The sequence below is a fragment of the Ralstonia flatus genome (assembly GCF_958439105.1).
In the GTDB taxonomy this organism is placed as follows: Bacteria; Pseudomonadota; Gammaproteobacteria; order Burkholderiales; family Burkholderiaceae; genus Ralstonia; species Ralstonia flatus.
On record NZ_CAUDLI010000002.1, the window covers coordinates 399,677 to 416,801 of the forward strand.

Here is a 17,125-nt window from a genome sequence, read left to right on the forward strand (position 1 = left end):
CCCGTCAAGAAGTAGGGTGTGGCGCCAGAGCGACTAGCGCCCCCGAACTCCCAGGTAGACGCATGCCATGACGGCCAGAAACGGCACCCCCACCACCAGCGTCATCCGGAAATCGGGCATCCATGCCGTGCTCACAATGATGACCGCCATGGCGATCGCGCCAAGCATGGTCAGCACCGGAAAGCCCCACATGCGAAAGCGCAATGCGCGACCCTCGCGCTCGGCCGCCCGCCGGAAGCGCAAGTGCGTCACGAAGATTACGAGCCACGTAAACAGCGCACCGAACATCGCCAGCGACATCATCAGCAGGAACGAGTGGCCCGGCAGCACCACGCTCAGCACCGCCGCCAATGCCGCACCTGAGCTGGACACCGCCAGCGCGCGCAACGGCACGCCGCGTTGGCTCACCGCGCCCAATGCCTGAGGCGCCTGCCCGCCCCGCGCGAGGCTGAACAGCATGCGCGTCGATACATACAGCTGCGCGTTCATCGACGACAGCGCTGCGGTCAGCACCACGAAGTTCATCACGCCCGCACCCCCGGCAATACCGAGGATTTCCATCACGCGCACGAAGGGGCTCTTGCCCGTGCCGGCCTGCTGCCACGGCACCACGGCTAGCATCAGCGCGAGCGTGCAGAGGTAGAAGAACACCAGCCGGAACAGCGTTGAGCGGAAGGCGCTGGTGGCGGCGGCTTCGGGCTCGCGTGCCTCGCCGGCGGCCACGGCAATCAGCTCGATACCGAAGAAGCTGAAGATGCTGACCACCGCGCCGAACCACACGCCATTCCAGCCGTGCGGCAGGAAGCCGCCCGCGCTCACGTAGTTGTGAAAGCCGATCGGGCCGCCATCGGGTGCGCGATAGATGGCGTAGCTCGCCACCGCCAGAAACGCGACGATGGCCACCACCTTGATCATCGAGCACCAGTATTCGGCCACGCCAAACACGTCGACGCTGCTGGCATTGATCCACACCAGCACGGCCGAGAACCCGACGATCCACACCCACGCCGGCACGCCCGGAAACCAGTACGCCATGTACACCGCCACCGCGGTCACTTCTGCGCCGATGACGAAGACGACGGCCGCCCAATACGCATAGCGCACGAGGAAGCCGGCAAGCGGGCTCACGTAGTGCTCGGCATAGGCGCCGAAGGAGCCGGTGGTCGGATGCGCCACCACCATTTCGGCAAGGCAGCCCATGAGGAGCAGCGCGATCAACGCCCCGATGGCGTAACTGGCGATCACGCCCGGGCCGGCCAGTTGAATGGCTGCACCGCTGCCGAGGAACAAGCCGGTGCCAATCGCGCTGCCGATGGCGATCATGGTGAGTTGCGCGGAAGAGAGGCGGTGCTGCAGGCCGCCTTCGCGTGCGGCCAGCGCTTCGAAGCTGCCGGTGGCCTTGGTCATGGTGTTGTCCTGACTGGGGAAAGGCCCGGATGATACGCCGCCCCATGCAAAACGCCCCGCGCGGAGGCGGGGCGTCTTGTACAACGGGGTGGCGGCGCTCAGCGCGCCACGGGCTTGGCGTACTGGATCGGAATGTCGACCCGCGCCTGCGGCAGCGTCTTCTTGAGCTGCGCACGCGCGTTCACGGCCTCCTGGAACGACGCAAAGCGCAGCGTGCTGATGTTCAGGTGTCCGTAATACTCCGCCGACACGGGTGTTGCGGGCAGGGCGCCGACTGCCTGGCGCACGCTGTCGACTGACACCTGCGAGACCACCACTTCGTTGCGGCTCTCGCCAACCACGCCGCGCTCATTGGCGACTTGCGTGACGGCTGCCGACGCAGCGCCCGCAGCCTTGGTACGCGTGCCGCTGGAAAGCACCTTGAACGACTGCGTTTCGATCTGCACCGTTGGTGCGCTCGCGTACTGGGCCAGCTCTTGCGTGCTGAGGTGTTTGCCCACCGTCAGGTCGGCCGCCTGGCACGCCGACGCCATCGAGAGCAGCGCCGCCAGCGCCACGGTCTTCATAAGAGTTGCATTGATCATGTTGAATGGTCTCCGAACGGGCTCACTTGGCAGCAATCACGCGATATTCCACGGCCAGCGGCGTGGCCAGGGTCACGGTGTGGGTGCCGCCCTGGGGCTGGTACGTCGAGCAGGCGTTGGTCGGTACGCCGCTGACGGCATAGACCTCCCACGTGCCGGCTGCGTTCTCGCCGTAGAAGGCGTAGCTGCCCAGGCCGTACTTGTTCACCGTATCGACGCCGTTGTTGTAATAGCCGTTGTACGGCAGGGACAACGCCGACACCGTGCCCGACGGCGACTTCACGAAGAAGCCGACACTGCCGACGCACACTGAGCCCGACACACGCAACTGCAGGGCGTCGACCTTGTCGGTGCCCGACACGTTGAACTGGCCGAGCTTCTGCACCGCGCCGTAATTCAGCTGGTTGACGTTGGCAAACGCGGGCGCGAAATCCGGCACCGACAGCGCTGCCGGCTTGTAGGCGACGGTCGCCTTGGCCATCTTCACGGCGGCCGATGCGTCGACCAGCCCGAAGCCGTACCACGTTGAATACGCATAGCCGGCGGCGTTGGTCTGCCAGCCGTAGTCCAGGCGTGCGGTGGTCGCGCCGTCGGTGAGCGCGGCGCTGGTATCGCCGGTGGCCGCTCCGGTGAGCAAGTCGATCCGCGCGTTGCGGCCGTTACGGCTGCCGTAGTCGGTGTCGATCTTGCGGGCTGTCGCACGCAGGATCTCGCGCACGTCGCGCCACGTCAGGTTCGGGTTGGCACCCAGCATCAGCGCGACCACGCCCGACAGCGTAGGCGTAGCCGCCGACGTGCCGTTCATGCTCGAGTAGTCGCACTTCGCGTTGTCTTTCAGGTTGGTGGCCGTGCCAGCAATCGCAAAGTCGTTGGTGTCGTCCGGATTGGCACGGCTATAGCCGCGTGCGCAGCCGCTGAGGTCGGTGGAGAAAATCTTGGGGCCGCTGCCGGTTTCGCCGTATTTGCCGCCGTCGCCGTATTCGCCGCCCAGGCCGGTGATCCAGTTGACCGATCCGGCGTTGGAGTAGCTCGACTTGATGCCCTGCGCGTTTGCCGCGCCGACCACGATCACCCCGGGCTCCAGCGCTTCGGGGTCATTGGCCGGCGTTTCGCAGCCGATCATGCCGGCGCTGGCACCCACGGTCGGGCACGTGCGCGGCGGAACATTGACGCCGTCGTTGATGGACTCATATTCGTTGCCCGATGCCTTGAGCATGACGAGCCCGCGGCCCCCACGCAGGTTCGGGAACGCGCGCACCGCTGCCTGTGTCGAGGTGGACGTGTCGTACTCCAGCGGCGCCTGCGGGTTCGCGCCGTACGACGCGTTGATGATGTGGCCCTTCTTCGACCAGTCCGCGCCGCCGTAGGCTGCCGTCGTGTCCGGATTCGCGGCGCCGATAAAGCGCGCCCCGCCCAGCGTCGCGCGCGGCGCGATCCCCATCACACCCTTGCCGTTCTGCGCCGCGGCGATGATGCCGGCCACGTTGGTGCCGTGCGCGTCCTTGATGTTCGCGGGAATGTCTGCCGGTGTCGGATCGTTCGAGCCATCGTCGAAGTTGTGCGTCATGTCCGAGTTGGCATTGGCGAACAGGTCTTCGTTGTGCACATCGATGCCGTCGTCCAGGACGAGCACGTTCACGCCCTGGCCCTTGACGCCGGCCCGGTGCGCGTCTTCCACATCAATGTCGGTCGTGCCGTTGGCGACGAGACCGAACGCCGCAAAGAAGCTGTTTGCCTGCTTGAGCGCCCACTGGTAGGCGTACAGCGGCTCGGTGCTGCCGGTCTGGCAGGCGTATTTGGCATCGACGCCAGTTTCTGCGCAGGTGGACGCGGGCGGCGTGTTGCCGCCGTTGTTGCCGCCGCCATTGCTGGCCGTATTGCTGCCGGAATCTCCGCCGCCGCACGCGGCCAGGGCCACGGTGGCGAGCAGCGTCAAGGCAAGCGTTTTTCCCGTTATGTCTTTCACGAGACCCCCGTTTTGTCGTTGTGAGTTGTGCGAAGCGCGGGATGCCCGCACCGCTTTGACCTGTTCGACGAAGAGAGGGCACATCGTCCGTGCCCGCCGCAAGCGCATCGGCGCTCGTCAGGTCGGGCCGGATGCTCGCATGCACGACGGGCGCGCTTCAACGAAGAAGGCGCATGCCGCCGCTAACCGGTTCCGCTGTCGCGCGAACCTGTCAGCGCGTCTCAGCCTGGGGCGGCAAGCGCGGGAGGAGGAAGGAAAAACGCGTGCGGGAAGGGGGGGCGCTGCGCGCATCAGCGCATCTGCATGACCCAGGTGCGCCAGTCCTTGTGCTGCACGAACGGCATGGCGGCGGCGCGCCCTTCGACGGCCAGCATGCGCGTCTCACGCGGTGACATGCTGGTCGCGCGGCGGTATGCACGTGCAAAGTTCGAAGCGTCGGAAAAGCCGTAGGTCTGCGCGATTTCGGCCACCGAACGGTGTGTCTGCGACCGGTCGGCGAGGATCGCGTGGCACTGTCGCAGGCGCTGCATGCGCAGGTAGTTGAAGAAGCCGCCTTCGCGCTCGAATAGCCGGTAAAGCGTGGCACGCGAGATGCCAAACTGTACGGCCACGCCTTCGGGCGAAAGCGTCAGGTCCGACAAGTTGTGCTGCATGTGTCGGCAGATCGACGCAAAGAGGCTTTCCCTCACGGCCGGCGCACTGGCTTCGGTCACCTGGCAGTTGATGGCCGCCGCCGCCAGTTGCAGGGTGCCCGGGATGACGGCCTGTGCTTCGGCGTCGGTCAACTTCCCCATCGATTGATAGAGCGAACACAGGTGATCGCGCAGCAGCCCGACCATCGGGGCATCGCCGCGCAGCACGCGCATGCTCAGTTCGTCGGGGGCGCGCAGCAGCGGTGCCAGCAGGCGCCGTGGAACGGCCAGGCTCAGGAAGCGGCTCTCGGTCGTGCTGGTGGCAAGCGGCTGGGCAGCGTCGACGATGAACAGATCGCCGGGGCGTGTGGCGCTGCCGCTGTCGCCATCGCGCTGTCCGCAACTGCCTTCCAGGTAATACTGCAAGACGTAGACGTCCACGCCGTCGCGCCCGAGCTTGGAGCGGGAGCGGTCGTAGTGTTGTGCCTGTGCGCTGAGCATGCCCACGCCGGTCTCGCCGCACAGATAGGCGTCGACGCTGGCCCGAAAGCCCTCCGCGCGTGGCACGGCAGAGCGCGTGTCGAACAGCACGTTGATCGCGTCCCGCCACGCGGCGAATTGATGCTCGCGCGCAAGCGCAGATGTATCGAAGTGGGAATGCGGTGGTTTGCTCACGGCGGTTTCCTCAAAGCCCCCGGCATTGTGCAGAAGTCGTGGCCGATGACGGCATGCTCCAAAAGGAGGGTTTACGTCGCACGCTCGCCTACACCACCGCCAGCTTTGGCCGCTCCTGTCTGGGCATGACCACGTTGCGGCCGGCGGCCTTGGCTTCATACAGCCGTCCGTCGGCCAGCCGAACAAGGTCTTCCAGCGTGTCGTCTTCGGCGGCAACGCCCGAATGCACGGCCACGCCGATGCTCACCGTCAGCTTGCCGTACGCGCTTCCCGCGTTGGGCTCGTCGGCGGCCAAGACAGCGGCCCGAATGGCTTCAGCCACGCGCACGGCGCCGCTGAGGTCCGTATTGGGCAGCACGGCGCAGAACTCTTCGCCGCCGTAGCGGCCGGCAAAGTCGCCGGGGCGCTTGATGCTGTCGTTCACGCACCGCGCCACGGTGCGCAGCGCGGTGTCGCCGGCGGCGTGGCCGTAGCGGTCGTTGTAGCGCTTGAAGTCGTCCACGTCGATCATCAACACCGCCATCGGCGTGTGATGCCGATTGGCGCGGCGCCATTCCACATCAAGCGCGGCGTCCAGCGCGCGGCGTGTGCCCAGGCCCGTCAGGCTGTCCGTATTGGCCAGCAGATGCAATTGCTGCTCCATCTCGAACCGCCTGCGCAACTGCCGCGCGAACAGAACCGACAGCACCATGAATACCGCGTCGAGCATCAGCACGATGCCGCCGATCACCCATGCACGCTGCCACCACTCGGCGTAGATGTCTTCGGTGGCGAGCCCGACGGTGACGATCAGCGGGTGGTCGCCGATATGGCGGAAGCTGAACAGCCGCTCGATACCGTCAATGCCCGCGACGTCCACATAGGAGCCTTCCGGCGCGAGCAGCCGCTTCTGGAACGCGGAGGCGTCGGACAGGCTGCGGCCGATGAGCTTTTCGCTGTACGGGCGCCGCATGAGCAGCGTGCCGTCGGTGCGGATCAGCGTGACGGTGGCGTGGGGCCCCAGGTTGATGCCGTCGAACAGCCGCCGGAAGTAGTTCAGCCGCAGCGTGCCGACCACGATGCCGTTGAATTCGCCGTGCGGGCCGTTCAGGCGCCGGCTCAATCCAAGCGATCGGTCGAGGCCGGTCGCGCGCGGCATGAACGGCTCGCTGATATACAGCCCGACGTTGTCGGAGCCTTGATGCACCTGGAAATAGTCGCGGTCGCCCAGGTAAATGCGCCGCGGCGGCACCGAGCGCGAATCGAGAACCACGTCGCCGGCTTTGTCGGTCACCAGCAGCGAGCCCAGGTCCTGCGCGTTGGTCGAGCGGTCGAACAGCACCAACTGGCGGACGTTGGCCGGCAGCGCCAAGATGGCGGGATCACGCACGCCGTCGATCACGGCCTGCAGTGAGAGGTCGTACACCTCGATGTTGCGGGCGATGTCGCGCTGCAGGATCAGCGAGAGGTTGTCGGCCGCATCGCGTGCGCGGGCCAGCGCGTCCGTGCGCATTTCCCACAGCGACAGCGCGGTGAGCGCAGCAAGCATCAGCGAAAGCACTGAAGCGCCGATGATCAGTAGAGAGGGCCGCCGCAGGAATGCACCGGTGGCGCGCTGTAAAGGCATGCGAAGAATTGTGAAAGTTTTGAAAAAGGTCGCCTCAATTGTGTACCGGACTCCACCTTCCTACGCAATACTGACTAAGACGTTTTCGGGTACGACAACGTTTGCGGGTGCGCGATCGATCCCCTTTGCGCAACGTTTTCGAAGGCGGCTGGCGCGTGGCTTGCTGAGCATCCGCTGAGTGCCGCGCCGGTGGTGCAGGGCAGGCCACCGGCCCGACATATGTCCATGCCGCCCTCCATGTCATCCTGTTAAGCCGGCTTTGCCTATTCTGGGTAAGCATCCTTGGAGAACGCCATGCCAGCGTCAGACGATCGCGTTTTGTCCACCCCCGGCCCCACCCCGGCGCCCGCCAATCCACATCCGCCCGTGGCCGACACGCACGAAGAGACGTTGCTCGACGAAGGCATCGAGGAAACTTTTCCGGCCAGCGACCCGGTTTCCGTCGATGCCGGCAAGCCCGCCGTGCCGCCCAAGCCGCCGGGAAGTGCGCCCAAACCGTAAAATGCGCAAACGCGTGTCAACGGATCGGCCACTTCAGCCGTATTACGTGGACCGCCACCAACGTGCGAATCCAGCACACGCGCCGTTTGCGGCGCGAGGCGAGAGAACGCCGGCGCGCGCCGCGAGCCCGTGCCGATAGGCCGAGGTCCAATCAAGAAGTCGATAGCGTCCGAAGTGTGAGCTTCGGGGTTTGGCCTGCCGCGCTCTTCCGCCTCCGGGTGTCCGGATTCGCATGTCGCTTCGACCCGGCACTCCGCCCACCCAGCAGGATTTCGTTTTTCACCATGCCTGACGCCGCGTCCAACGACGCCAGTCCAAGACCCCGCCGACCATCGGCCCACGCTGCACCTGCCGCGCCCCCCACGCCTGCCCGACCCGATTCAGGTCTGGGCCTGGCCGGCTGGATCGTGGTCGGCGTGGTGCTCGTGCTCGGCGCGCTCGTGTTCGACAGTCTGTATGCGCTGCTCGACCACGTGCACTACGCCGACATGGTCGCCGCGCTGCAGGCCACGCCACGCTCGCACCTGCTGCTGGCCGTGCTGGCCACAGCGCTCAGTTACGTCGCCCTGACCGGCTACGACGCGTCCGGCCTGCGCTATGCCGGCGCCCATGTGGCCCCCGCCACCGTGGCCACCACCTCGTTCATCGCTTATGCGCTGGGCAATACCGTCGGCCTCGGTTCGTTGACGGCCGGTGCGGTGCGCTCGCGCCTGTACACGGCGGCCGGGGTCGATGCCGCCCGCGTGACAGAGGCGGTCACGTTTGATGCTGGGGCGCTGGGCGTGTCCACCACGGCCTTCGGCGCGGTCGGGCTGTTGTGGGGCGCGCCGCACATCGCTGCAATTACGCATTTGCCGGCAGCGCTGCTCGAGGTCGTGGCACTGCTGGTGCTGGCCGGCGTCGTGGCGTTGCTCGTGCTGTGCATGCGTCAGCGCCATGTGACGCTGTTCGGCCGATGGGAAATCCGCCTGCCGCCGCCGGGCCTGGCCGCGCGTCAATTTGCGATCTCGGCGGCGGACATGATCGCGGCGGCGGCCGCGCTGTGGGTACTGATGCCAAGCGGTGCGGTCGACCTGCCGACGTTCGTGGCGTTCTACGCGCTGGCCGTCACGCTGGGTGTGCTGAGCCAGAGCCCCGGCGGCCTGGGCGTGTTCGAGGCGGTCATCCTGCTGGGCTGCAGCGGCCAGGCGCCGCCGGCCGAGGTGCTGGCCGCGCTGCTGTTCTACCGCGTCATCTATTTCCTGCTGCCGCTCGTCGTGGCTGCCGCCATGCTCGGTGTGTTCGAGCTGCGTGCCGGCGCCGGGGCTCCGTTCGGCCGCGCTGCGGTCAAGCTGTCGCCGGGGCTGTTGGCCGCGCTGACGATGGTGGCAGGCGTGATGCTGCTGGTCTCGGGCGTCACCCCGGCCAGCGACGAGGCAGAAGACCTCCTGCGCATGCACGTGCCGCTGTTCGTGGTGGAAGCCTCGCACATGATCGGCAGCGTGGCGGGGCTGATCATGCTGTTTGTCGCGCGCGGGCTGCTGCACCGGCTGGACGCCGCGTGGTGGGCGGCGCTGGTGCTGTCGCTGCTGACCGGCGTGCTGGCGCTGCCCAAGGGCATTGCCGTGTCGGAGATGGCGGTATTGGTGACGCTGGCGGTGCTGCTCGTCATCTCGCGCCGGCAGTTCGACCGGCCGTCGTCGCTGTTCTCGCAGCGGCTGGAGGCGGGGTGGCTGCTTGCCATGGTCTGCGTGTTTGCGGCGTGCGTGTGGATCCTCTTCTTCGCCTACCGCGAGGTGGCCTACGCCAACCAGCTCTGGTGGCAATTCACGTTCGACGGCGATGCGCCGCGTTCCATCCGCGCGCTGATGGCCGTGGCCGTGACGGGGCTTGGCTTCGGCATGTGGCAGCTCTTTCGCAAGGAGCCCGGCGTTACGACCTTCCCCAGCGACGAAGAACTCGCCCGCGCGGCCGAGATCGTCCGCAAGCAGCCCGCCGCCGATGCCACGCTCGCGCTGATGGGCGACAAGAGCCTGCTGTTCTCGCCGTCGGGCAACGCGTTCATCATGTACGCCAAGCAGGGGCGCTCGTGGGTGGCGTTGTCCGACCCCGTGGGCGCGCAGCAGGAATGGCCTGAGCTGATCTGGCGCTTTATCGAAATGGCCGACGCGCATGGCGGGCGCGCCGCGTTCTATAAGACGCGGCCGCAGACGCTGTCGCTGTATCTCGATGCGGGCCTGCGTGCCTACAAGTTGGGCGAAGAGGCGTATGTGTCGCTGCCGGAGTTCAGCCTGAAGGGCTCGCGGCGCGCCAACCTGCGCCACGGCGTGACGCGCGGCGAGCGCGAAGGGCTGTCGTTCGAGATCATCCCGACGGCGGAGGTGCCGACCGTGCTCGACGAATTGCGCGCCATCTCCGATGAATGGCTGCGCAATCAGAACGCGCGCGAGAAGGGTTTCTCGCTCGGCGCATTTGAAGACCGCTACATCTGCAGCCAGCCCGTGGCCGTGGTGCGCCGCGAGGGCGTCATTCTCGCGTTTGCCACGCTGATGTGCCCCGACGTGCTGCGCATCGAGGCGAGCGTCGACCTGATGCGCTATCGCAGCGACGTGCCGCCCGGCACGATGGATTTCCTGTTCGGCAAGGTCATCCTCCACTTCCAGGCGCAGGGGTATCAGCGTTTCGGGCTGGGCATGGCGCCGATGTCGGGCATGGTTGAGCATCAGCTTGCGCCGCGCTGGCACCGCTTCGGACGGATGATGTTCCGGCACGGCGCGCGCTTCTACAATTTCAGAGGGTTGCGCAATTTCAAGGACAAGTTCGAGCCGGTGTGGGAAGCCCGCTACCTGCTCGCACGTGGCGGTATTGCGCCGCTGTTCACATTGACGGACGTCGCTGCGCTGATCGGCGGTGGCTTGAAGGGAGTGATCTCCAAATGAGTTGGCAAGCACCGCGCACGCAAGAGGCGCGGCATCGGGGAGTGCTACGCAAAGGCTTGCGTTGGGTCGGGCATGTGAGTGCCGTCGGCATGGCGCTGGCCATGTCCTCGGCCATCGCCGCCGATGCTCCGGCTGCAGCCAAGCCTGCGCTTGCGCAGGGCCCGGTTCTGGTGCCGCCCGTCGGCATGACAGGGGCGAGTGGTGTCGTGGCAGTGCCGCCGCGCGGTGACATGCCGCCTCGGCTGCAAATGAGCGGGGCCGCCGTGACGGCCAACAAGGCCGCCAATGGCGGCGTGCTGTCGCTGCCGGTGGTGGCGCCTGCTACGCCCGCCGCCGCACCGGGCGCGGTCGAGTTCGTCACGCATGGGCGTTTTCGTGATGTGCCGGTCTACAAACCGAAGGGCGAAATCCGCTCCGTCGTGCTGATGCTGTCGGGCGATCTGGGCTGGACCCCCGCCGCATCGCGCATGGCAGAAAGCCTCGCCCAGCAGGGCGCATTGGTGGCAGGCCTGTCGACGCCCGCGCTGTTCGCGAGCCTGGAAGCCGACCCCGGCGATTGCGCCTTCCCCGATGGCGATCTTGAAAACTTCAGCCGCTTTTTGCAGGCCTACGAGAAGGTGCCGGGCTACTACCCGCCCATCCTGGTTGGCGACAACGAAGGCGGCGCGCTGGCCTACGCCATGATTGCCCAGGCGCGCCCGAACATCTTTGCCGCCGCCATGTCGATGGAGTTCTGCCCCGTGCTGGAGCTGCGCAAGCCGCTGTGCAAGGGCGAGGGTGTGCACTTCAGCCGCCGCATGAGCGAGAGCCGCACCACGGCCAAGCGCGTCAAGCCGCCTGAAAACGCCGGTGTGGTCCTGCTGCCCGCCACGAAGTTGTCTGCGCCGTGGGTGGCGCTGCAATCGGCCACGCCGACGTCGTTTGCGCGGCGCTCCGGCCCGCTGTGCGAAGCGCGTGCCACGCAAGCCTTCATCGATACGATTTCGGGTGCGCAATCGCTGGCGTTGCCGGCCACGGCATCGGCGCCCAATGCGCCGCCTGTGACCGCTGTCGAGCCGTTCAAGTCGGCCTTCGCCAAGCTCGTCGCACAACGCAAAGCGCCGCCCCCGCCGCCACCCGCGGCGGTGTCCGATTTGCCGATCATCGAAGTGCCGGCGCAGGCCGGTACGTCGTCCGAGCTGTTCGCGGTGCTGCTGTCGGGCGACGGCGGCTGGGCAGGGCTGGACAAGGAGGTTGCTGCTGCGCTGTCCAAGTCGGGCGTGCCGGTGGTCGGCATCGACTCGTTGCGCTACTTCTGGACGCCGCGCACACCTGCTTCGGCTGCGGCCGACATGGACCGCCTCGTGCGCTTTTACGCCGCGCGCTGGAAGAAGCAGAAGGCGCTGCTGATCGGCTATTCGCAGGGCGCAGACGTGCTGCCCTTCATCGTCAACCGGTTGCCGGCGGCGTCGCGCGAGCATGTTGCGCTGGCCGTGATGATGGGCCTGGGCAAGCGCGCCGATTTCGAGTTCCACATGACCAACTGGGTGTCGAGCAGCGCGTCCGGCCTGCTGATCCTGCCCGAGGTGCAGAAGCTGCCGGCAGGCATTGGCATGTGCATCTACGGCAAGGAAGAGAAAGACACCAATTGCCCGGGCCTGGACCCGAAGCAGGTCCAGCTCGTGAAGCTGCCGGGCGGCCATCACTTTGATGGTGATTACGCCAAGCTGGCGCGCATCATTCTCGAAGGTGCGCGCGTAGCGGCCAACGCCCCGCGTTAGTCTGCCGGCGCGGGGGCTGATGGTGATGCCGTGGCGTTGTCGACCTGGGCGCCAGCGGGTGTGCCCGGCGCTGCTGCCAGCGACTGCACACACTCGTCCACGCTCAACTCGTGCAGCATCTCGGGGCGCAGCGTGTTGTCGGTCGCGCGCTGCAAGACGGTCAGCGCGCGCGGCTTGAGCCGCACCAGCATCAGTTGCAGGCCGCGCGCCGCGCATTCGGCGGCAAAGATGCGCAGCCCTTCGATGGCCGAGCCGTCCACGTCCGGCGTTTCTTCCAGGCTCAGCATGATGGTGCGCAGCGCGGGCTCGTGCGGCTGTTGCAGCATCGCGCGGACCTTGCCGAGCACGCGTTCGGTATTGGCGAAGAACAGCGGCACCTCGGGCCGGACGATCAGCACGCCAGGCAGCGGCTTGGCTTCCGGATGCAGAGACACATCGACGAAATCGTGGCTCTCGCGCAGGCGGCCGAGCACGCTCACGTTGGGCTCGGAGAGCTTGCGCAGGGTGAGCAGCAGGCTCACGCCGATCGCGGCCAGCAGCCCGTGCAGCACGCCCAGGACCAGCACGGCGAGCAATGCGGCAATCACCACCAGCCGATCGCGGCGCCAGGCCCAGTACGGTTTGAAGACGGCCGGATGCAGCGAGTGGCTGACCGCAAAGATCACGATGGCCGCCAGCACCGGCTCGGGAATGCGCGCGAGCTGCGGCAGGAACAGCCACACGATCAGCGCCACCACGGCCGCCGCGCACAGCCCGGCCAGACGCGATTGCGCGCCCGCGGCTTCGTTGGCGGACGTGGCTGAGTATCCGGCGCCGACGGGCATGCCGTGCAGCAGGCCGGAGAGCAGATTCGCGCAGCCGAGTGCGACGAGGTCCCGGTTGGCCGAGATGCTGTCGCCGTGCTTGAGCGCGAAGTTGCGGATCGAACCGTAGGACTCGGCGTATAGGATCAGCATGAGCGCGAAGCCGAGTTCGGCGCTTTGCATCCATTGCGCGCGACCCAGGTCGGGCACGCCGAAGCTGATGTTTTGCAGGTCGATATGGCCGACGACGGCAATGCCGTGCGCGTGCCAGTCGACCCAGTAGCCGGCCGCGATGGCCAGCACGATGACGACCAGCGTGGCCGGAATGCGCCCCCAGCGCCCGAGGCCGAAAAGCAGGGCAAGTGCGACGGCGCCCAATGCTGTGCTGTACGGGTTGGCGCCCGCTGCGCCCGCGATGAGGTCGAGCGCCACGCGGGGCGTGTCGCTGTGATGAACGGCCACGTCGAGGATCTTGGGCAGCTGCTTGATGGCAATCGTCAGCGCCAGCCCGAACGTAAAGCCGCGCAGCACCGGCCGCGCGATGAAATCCGACATGCCGCCCAGCCGCGCCGCTCCGGCCAGGATGAACAGCACACCCGTGGCGATGATGAGCGCCGCCGCCATCGTGAGTGCCGTCGCACCGCTGGCCCCGGGTTCCGACAGCACCGTGGCAAACAGCACGGCCGCTGACGACGACGTGGCCGAAACAATGGCAAAGCGGCTCGTGCCGAGCAGCGAATAGACCACCAGGCCGCACATCAGCGCGATCAGCCCGGCCTGCGGCGGCAGGCTTGCGATGCCCGCGTAGGCAACGGCTTCGGGCAGCAGCAGCCCCGCAATCGAGAACCCGGCGATGACGTCGCGCACCACCCGCTGCTGTGGCGGCTGGGGCGGCGCAGCCAATGGCGCGAAGCTCTCGGGGTGTTGCAGGGCGGCGGCGGGATGTTCGTTGCTGGGCGGCATGCGACGCGGTGATCAGGCTGAAATGGAAGACGCCGCGACCCGGTGGGGCCGCGGCGTGCGGGCGGGCGTCGGGCGTGCCTTACTTGGTGCAGGCCTTGCCGCGGCTTGGGCGGATGCCGGCGGCCTTGGCATCGGCTTCGGTCATGTATTCGCCCTGTTTGGTCTTGCCGTAGTAGCGATCGCCCGGGCAGTGGTAGACCTTGGTGCTGGCATTGGCCCACACCTTGTCGGGGCCGCCGCCGGGCGCAACGGTAGCCGCCGGAGCCGGCTTGGCAGGCGCTGCGGCAGCAGGTTTGGCTGCGGGGGTTGGCGCCGGTGCCGGTGCGGGCCCTGCGGCCGGCGCTGCAGCCGCAGGTTTGGCGGCAGCCGGAGCGGCCGGTGCTGCTGCGGGCGCGGCCGGCGCGGCTGCCGGGGCACCGCCTGCGCTGGCTTTCTTGTCGACTCCACCATGGCCGCGGCAAGCGCCCTTGAGCGTCGCGCCGCTGTAGGGCGTGCCGTCCTTGCAAACCGCATGAACGGCCGCCGGGGCGGCTGCCGGTGCAGTGGCAGGTGCAGCCGTGCCCTGCGCAAACGCCGACCCCATCACCAGCGCACCCATCGAAAACATCAACGCAGACAGTTTCATAACGAGACCCTCAACGAGGCACGGAGATACGTGCGTGACCGATTAACGCTGGCCGACAGAGCGCGTTGACCAAACCGAGGGTTTGTCTGAGGCGGAGGGGGCCGGCGTTGACGATGCTGAAACTATTGGCGCCTAGATGTGGCGCTAAAAGCACTCGGAATAGGCCAAACAACGAACCCCCCGTTTTGTTGCATCCCGTTTATGTGGCGGCATTTCAAACGCACGATCGCGTGGATGTCGGATCAGGTGTGGCCAATAGCGTGGCGCCTCCGGCGGATAGCTGCAGGTACTGAAGCGTGGATACCGGCATGCATTGGGGCTCGCGCGACGGGCGCATTTGAGACAAATCCGATGGAAAGGTTACAAGGTGTTGGATTAAGTTTGTAGCTTGCTGAATGGTTATCCGATGGATTTCGTATGCGCAAATCGTGCTGGGATCATCGCGATTCTTTATTTCGGGAAAGCAGCATGATTTTTTTGTTGGGTGCGCTTACTGAGATTGGTAATTCAAGCCATTCAATCAGAGATTATATTATGAGGTCAAAATAAATGAGTCTAATAAGGGTCCGCAACGTTGAGGGAGGCACAGTGTTGCGTGTGCCGTTTTTGCATTTCGACCGAATGGTGATTGCGAAAGCAACGGGCAACGTCTTGCGCAGCACCCGGTCTCGCATCAATGCCATGATTTTGATCGCCGCACCATCCCTCTGGCCATTGGCAGCAGGGGCGTCTGGAACGGCGACACTCAATGCGGCACTCCCCTCGAACTTGAAGGTGGGCACCATCGTCAAGCGCGTCAGCCTTACGCCTCAGCAAATCTGCGGAGCCGACGTTTGTCGTGCAACCCGCTTCGTGATCTGGCCGGCAGGCGACGGATCCCAAGTCATCGAAGGACCGGATAACCCAACGAACGTGAGTGGAATAACGGCCCGAGTATTGATCGATGGAAAGGAGCAAGGTCGATACAATGACTACTTGGCATATAAGCTCACGATTGATAAACCCGTTGAGGTTCAGTTTCTGGTGGACGGCCGCGCACCGAAAGACGGAGTACTGAAGGGGGAGCATTTCGGGGTGATCACCACGGCGAACAACTATATTTCCCTTGGAGGGACCGTGAAAAGAATCAACGGCAGTTGCTCCGTGCCCGCCCAGAATGTGCCTTTACCCGACACGCCGCTGGGCAAATTTGGCGGGGTTGGCTCTACAGCGGGCACGAAAACGTTCCAGGTCCGCATCGACAATTGTCCTAAGGGCTTCAAACAGGTCAGCTACAAGCTCGAGCCCGTTGGCGGTGTGATCGCAGGCTCCCCGGGCGTGCTGCCGCTCGACACCGGTTCGACCGTGAAGGGCGTAAACATCCGGATCGCCGATAACCAAGGTACGCCCGCAGTCTTTGACAAAGCGATGAAGGTCGACGACTACGACACAGCGACAGGCGGTTCCTATTCGATTCCGATGCAGGCGTCGTACATCAAGACCGACGCGACCATCACGCCCGGCACGGTCAAGGGTTCGTTGAACGTGGTGTTGGAGTATCAGTGACACGGTGGGCGGGGCTGTCTTTAGCGACGGCCGCCGCAAATCATTACTGTCACGCTTCGACGCCAAACCTCCTCGCACAGCAAAGCAGTTGGCATCCCGTCCTTATGTCAGGCGAACACGTCGACACCCTGCACCAGCCGCTTGGCCAGACGCGGCTGCCGTAGCTGCTCAAGCCACCATTGCAGTGCGCGGCCTTCGCCGTCGCCGTCCCCTTGACCTTTGCTGCTGCGCCAGCCGACGTAGAGCAGGTTCGGCTCGCGCGGATCCGTCGTGCGCTTTTCCACCAGCTCGCCGCGCGCAAGCAGGGAGGCCACGCGGTGCCTCGGCAACCAACCGACGCCCAGGCCGTCGCGCTGGGCCAGCGTCTTGGCACGCATGCTGGGCACGGCAAGCGTCGGCTGCCCGCTGAGCATGCCGTAAGCGCGGCCGGCGGTGGTGCGCGCGGAATCGGCCACCACCACGGCGCGATGCCGGGCGATTTCCTCGCGCGTGAGCGGCGCGTCGATGGCTGCAAGCGGATGCCGAGGCGACACGGCAAACACCCATTCCACCACCCCCAGCTCGAACCACCCGAGGTTCGGGATAGAAGGCGGCTCGTTGGTCGCTCCGATGACGAGATCGGCACGGCCATCGCGCAGCGCCTCCCATGTGCCGGCCAGCACTTCGTGTGTCACGCGCAGCGCCACGCCCGATTGCAGCGCATCGAACGCGTGCATTACCGGCATGAGCGATTCGAACTCCAGCAGCTCGTCGGTCACGATCCACAAGCGGTCCTCCCAGCCGTTGGCGACCTGCCGCACGCGCTGGGTCACGCGCGAGACGTCCTGCGCCAGCCGCGCGGCTTCTTCCACGAGCAGTTGCCCGGCTGGCGTGAGCTGCAGCCGGTAGCGGCGCCGGTCAAACAGCAGGGCGTCGAAGCGCTGCTCCAGTTGCCGTGCGGCGTACGACACGGTCGACGGTGCCTTGCCCAAGTGCGCTGCCGCACGCGACAGGCTGCCGGTCTGCCGGATGGCCTCAAGCAGCGCCAATTCTTCGTCCGTCAACATGTGCAATTCCTTCGAACGTGTTCATCGTCCGGATCGTATGGCAAACCGCTTGCCCGCGTCCACACTGCAGTCACGCGATTGTTCAAGTTCAACT

General features: G+C 66.1%; 12 protein-coding genes. 4 read left to right on the top strand and 8 right to left on the bottom strand.

Going from position 1 to position 17,125, the window contains the following annotated elements; all coding sequences use genetic code 11:
• Positions 1 to 33: 33 nt before the first annotated feature.
• The 5 genes from R2676_RS05485 to R2676_RS05505 form a co-directional block, all read right to left on the bottom strand.
• Positions 34 to 1,407, bottom strand: coding sequence for an amino acid permease (locus R2676_RS05485; RefSeq protein WP_206273092.1), 1,374 nt, complete (start codon positions 1,405 to 1,407; stop codon positions 34 to 36).
• Between the two features lie 98 nt (positions 1,408 to 1,505).
• Positions 1,506 to 1,991: a hypothetical protein gene (locus R2676_RS05490; protein ID WP_206273093.1), complete on the bottom strand. Its 486-nt coding sequence runs from the start codon at positions 1,989 to 1,991 to the stop codon at positions 1,506 to 1,508.
• Positions 1,992 to 2,013: 22 nt separating this feature from the next.
• Positions 2,014 to 3,927, bottom strand: coding sequence for a S8 family serine peptidase (locus tag R2676_RS05495; protein WP_316856834.1), 1,914 nt, complete (start codon positions 3,925 to 3,927; stop codon positions 2,014 to 2,016).
• 320 nt (positions 3,928 to 4,247) lie between these two features.
• Positions 4,248 to 5,264, bottom strand: a complete 1,017-nt coding sequence (locus R2676_RS05500; RefSeq protein WP_206273095.1) for a helix-turn-helix domain-containing protein — start codon at positions 5,262 to 5,264, stop codon at positions 4,248 to 4,250.
• 88 nt (positions 5,265 to 5,352) lie between these two features.
• Positions 5,353 to 6,870 carry a sensor domain-containing diguanylate cyclase gene (locus R2676_RS05505; protein ID WP_206273096.1) on the bottom strand — a complete coding sequence of 506 codons (1,518 nt, stop codon included), beginning with the start codon at positions 6,868 to 6,870 and terminating at the stop codon, positions 5,353 to 5,355.
• Positions 6,871 to 7,164: 294 nt separating this feature from the next.
• Here R2676_RS05505 and R2676_RS05510 point away from each other — a divergent pair, with 294 nt between their 5' ends.
• The 3 genes from R2676_RS05510 (at position 7,165) to R2676_RS05520 (ending at position 12,049) form a co-directional block, all read left to right on the top strand.
• Entirely contained in the window at positions 7,165 to 7,371 is a 207-nt protein-coding gene (locus R2676_RS05510) for a hypothetical protein (protein WP_206273097.1), read from the top strand.
• 284 nt (positions 7,372 to 7,655) lie between these two features.
• Complete coding sequence (gene mprF, locus R2676_RS05515) at positions 7,656 to 10,289, top strand: bifunctional lysylphosphatidylglycerol flippase/synthetase MprF (RefSeq protein ID WP_206273098.1); 2,634 nt, start codon at positions 7,656 to 7,658, stop codon at positions 10,287 to 10,289.
• The gene (locus R2676_RS05520) at positions 10,286 to 12,049 is read left to right on the top strand and encodes a virulence factor (protein ID WP_206273099.1); all 1,764 of its coding nucleotides are present in this window, start codon (positions 10,286 to 10,288) and stop codon (positions 12,047 to 12,049) included. Before mprF ends, R2676_RS05520 begins: the two co-directional genes overlap by 4 nt.
• Here R2676_RS05520 and R2676_RS05525 read toward each other — a convergent pair.
• On the bottom strand, positions 12,046 to 13,815 hold the full coding sequence (locus R2676_RS05525) for a SulP family inorganic anion transporter (RefSeq protein WP_206273100.1): 1,770 nt from the start codon (positions 13,813 to 13,815) through the stop codon (positions 12,046 to 12,048). The two genes, R2676_RS05520 and R2676_RS05525, sit on opposite strands and share 4 nt — an antisense overlap.
• A 79-nt stretch (positions 13,816 to 13,894) precedes the next feature.
• Positions 13,895 to 14,440 carry a sunset domain-containing protein gene (locus R2676_RS05530; RefSeq protein WP_206273101.1) on the bottom strand — a complete coding sequence of 182 codons (546 nt, stop codon included), beginning with the start codon at positions 14,438 to 14,440 and terminating at the stop codon, positions 13,895 to 13,897.
• A 681-nt stretch (positions 14,441 to 15,121) separates the two neighbouring features.
• On the opposite strand from R2676_RS05530, the gene R2676_RS05535 reads away from it, so the two are divergent.
• The gene (locus R2676_RS05535) at positions 15,122 to 15,985 is read left to right on the top strand and encodes a fimbrial protein (protein ID WP_316856832.1); all 864 of its coding nucleotides are present in this window, start codon (positions 15,122 to 15,124) and stop codon (positions 15,983 to 15,985) included.
• Between the two features lie 107 nt (positions 15,986 to 16,092).
• On the opposite strand, the gene R2676_RS05540 is transcribed toward R2676_RS05535, so the two are convergent.
• Positions 16,093 to 17,031 carry a LysR family transcriptional regulator gene (locus R2676_RS05540; protein WP_206273103.1) on the bottom strand — a complete coding sequence of 313 codons (939 nt, stop codon included), beginning with the start codon at positions 17,029 to 17,031 and terminating at the stop codon, positions 16,093 to 16,095.
• Positions 17,032 to 17,125: the final 94 nt, after the last annotated feature.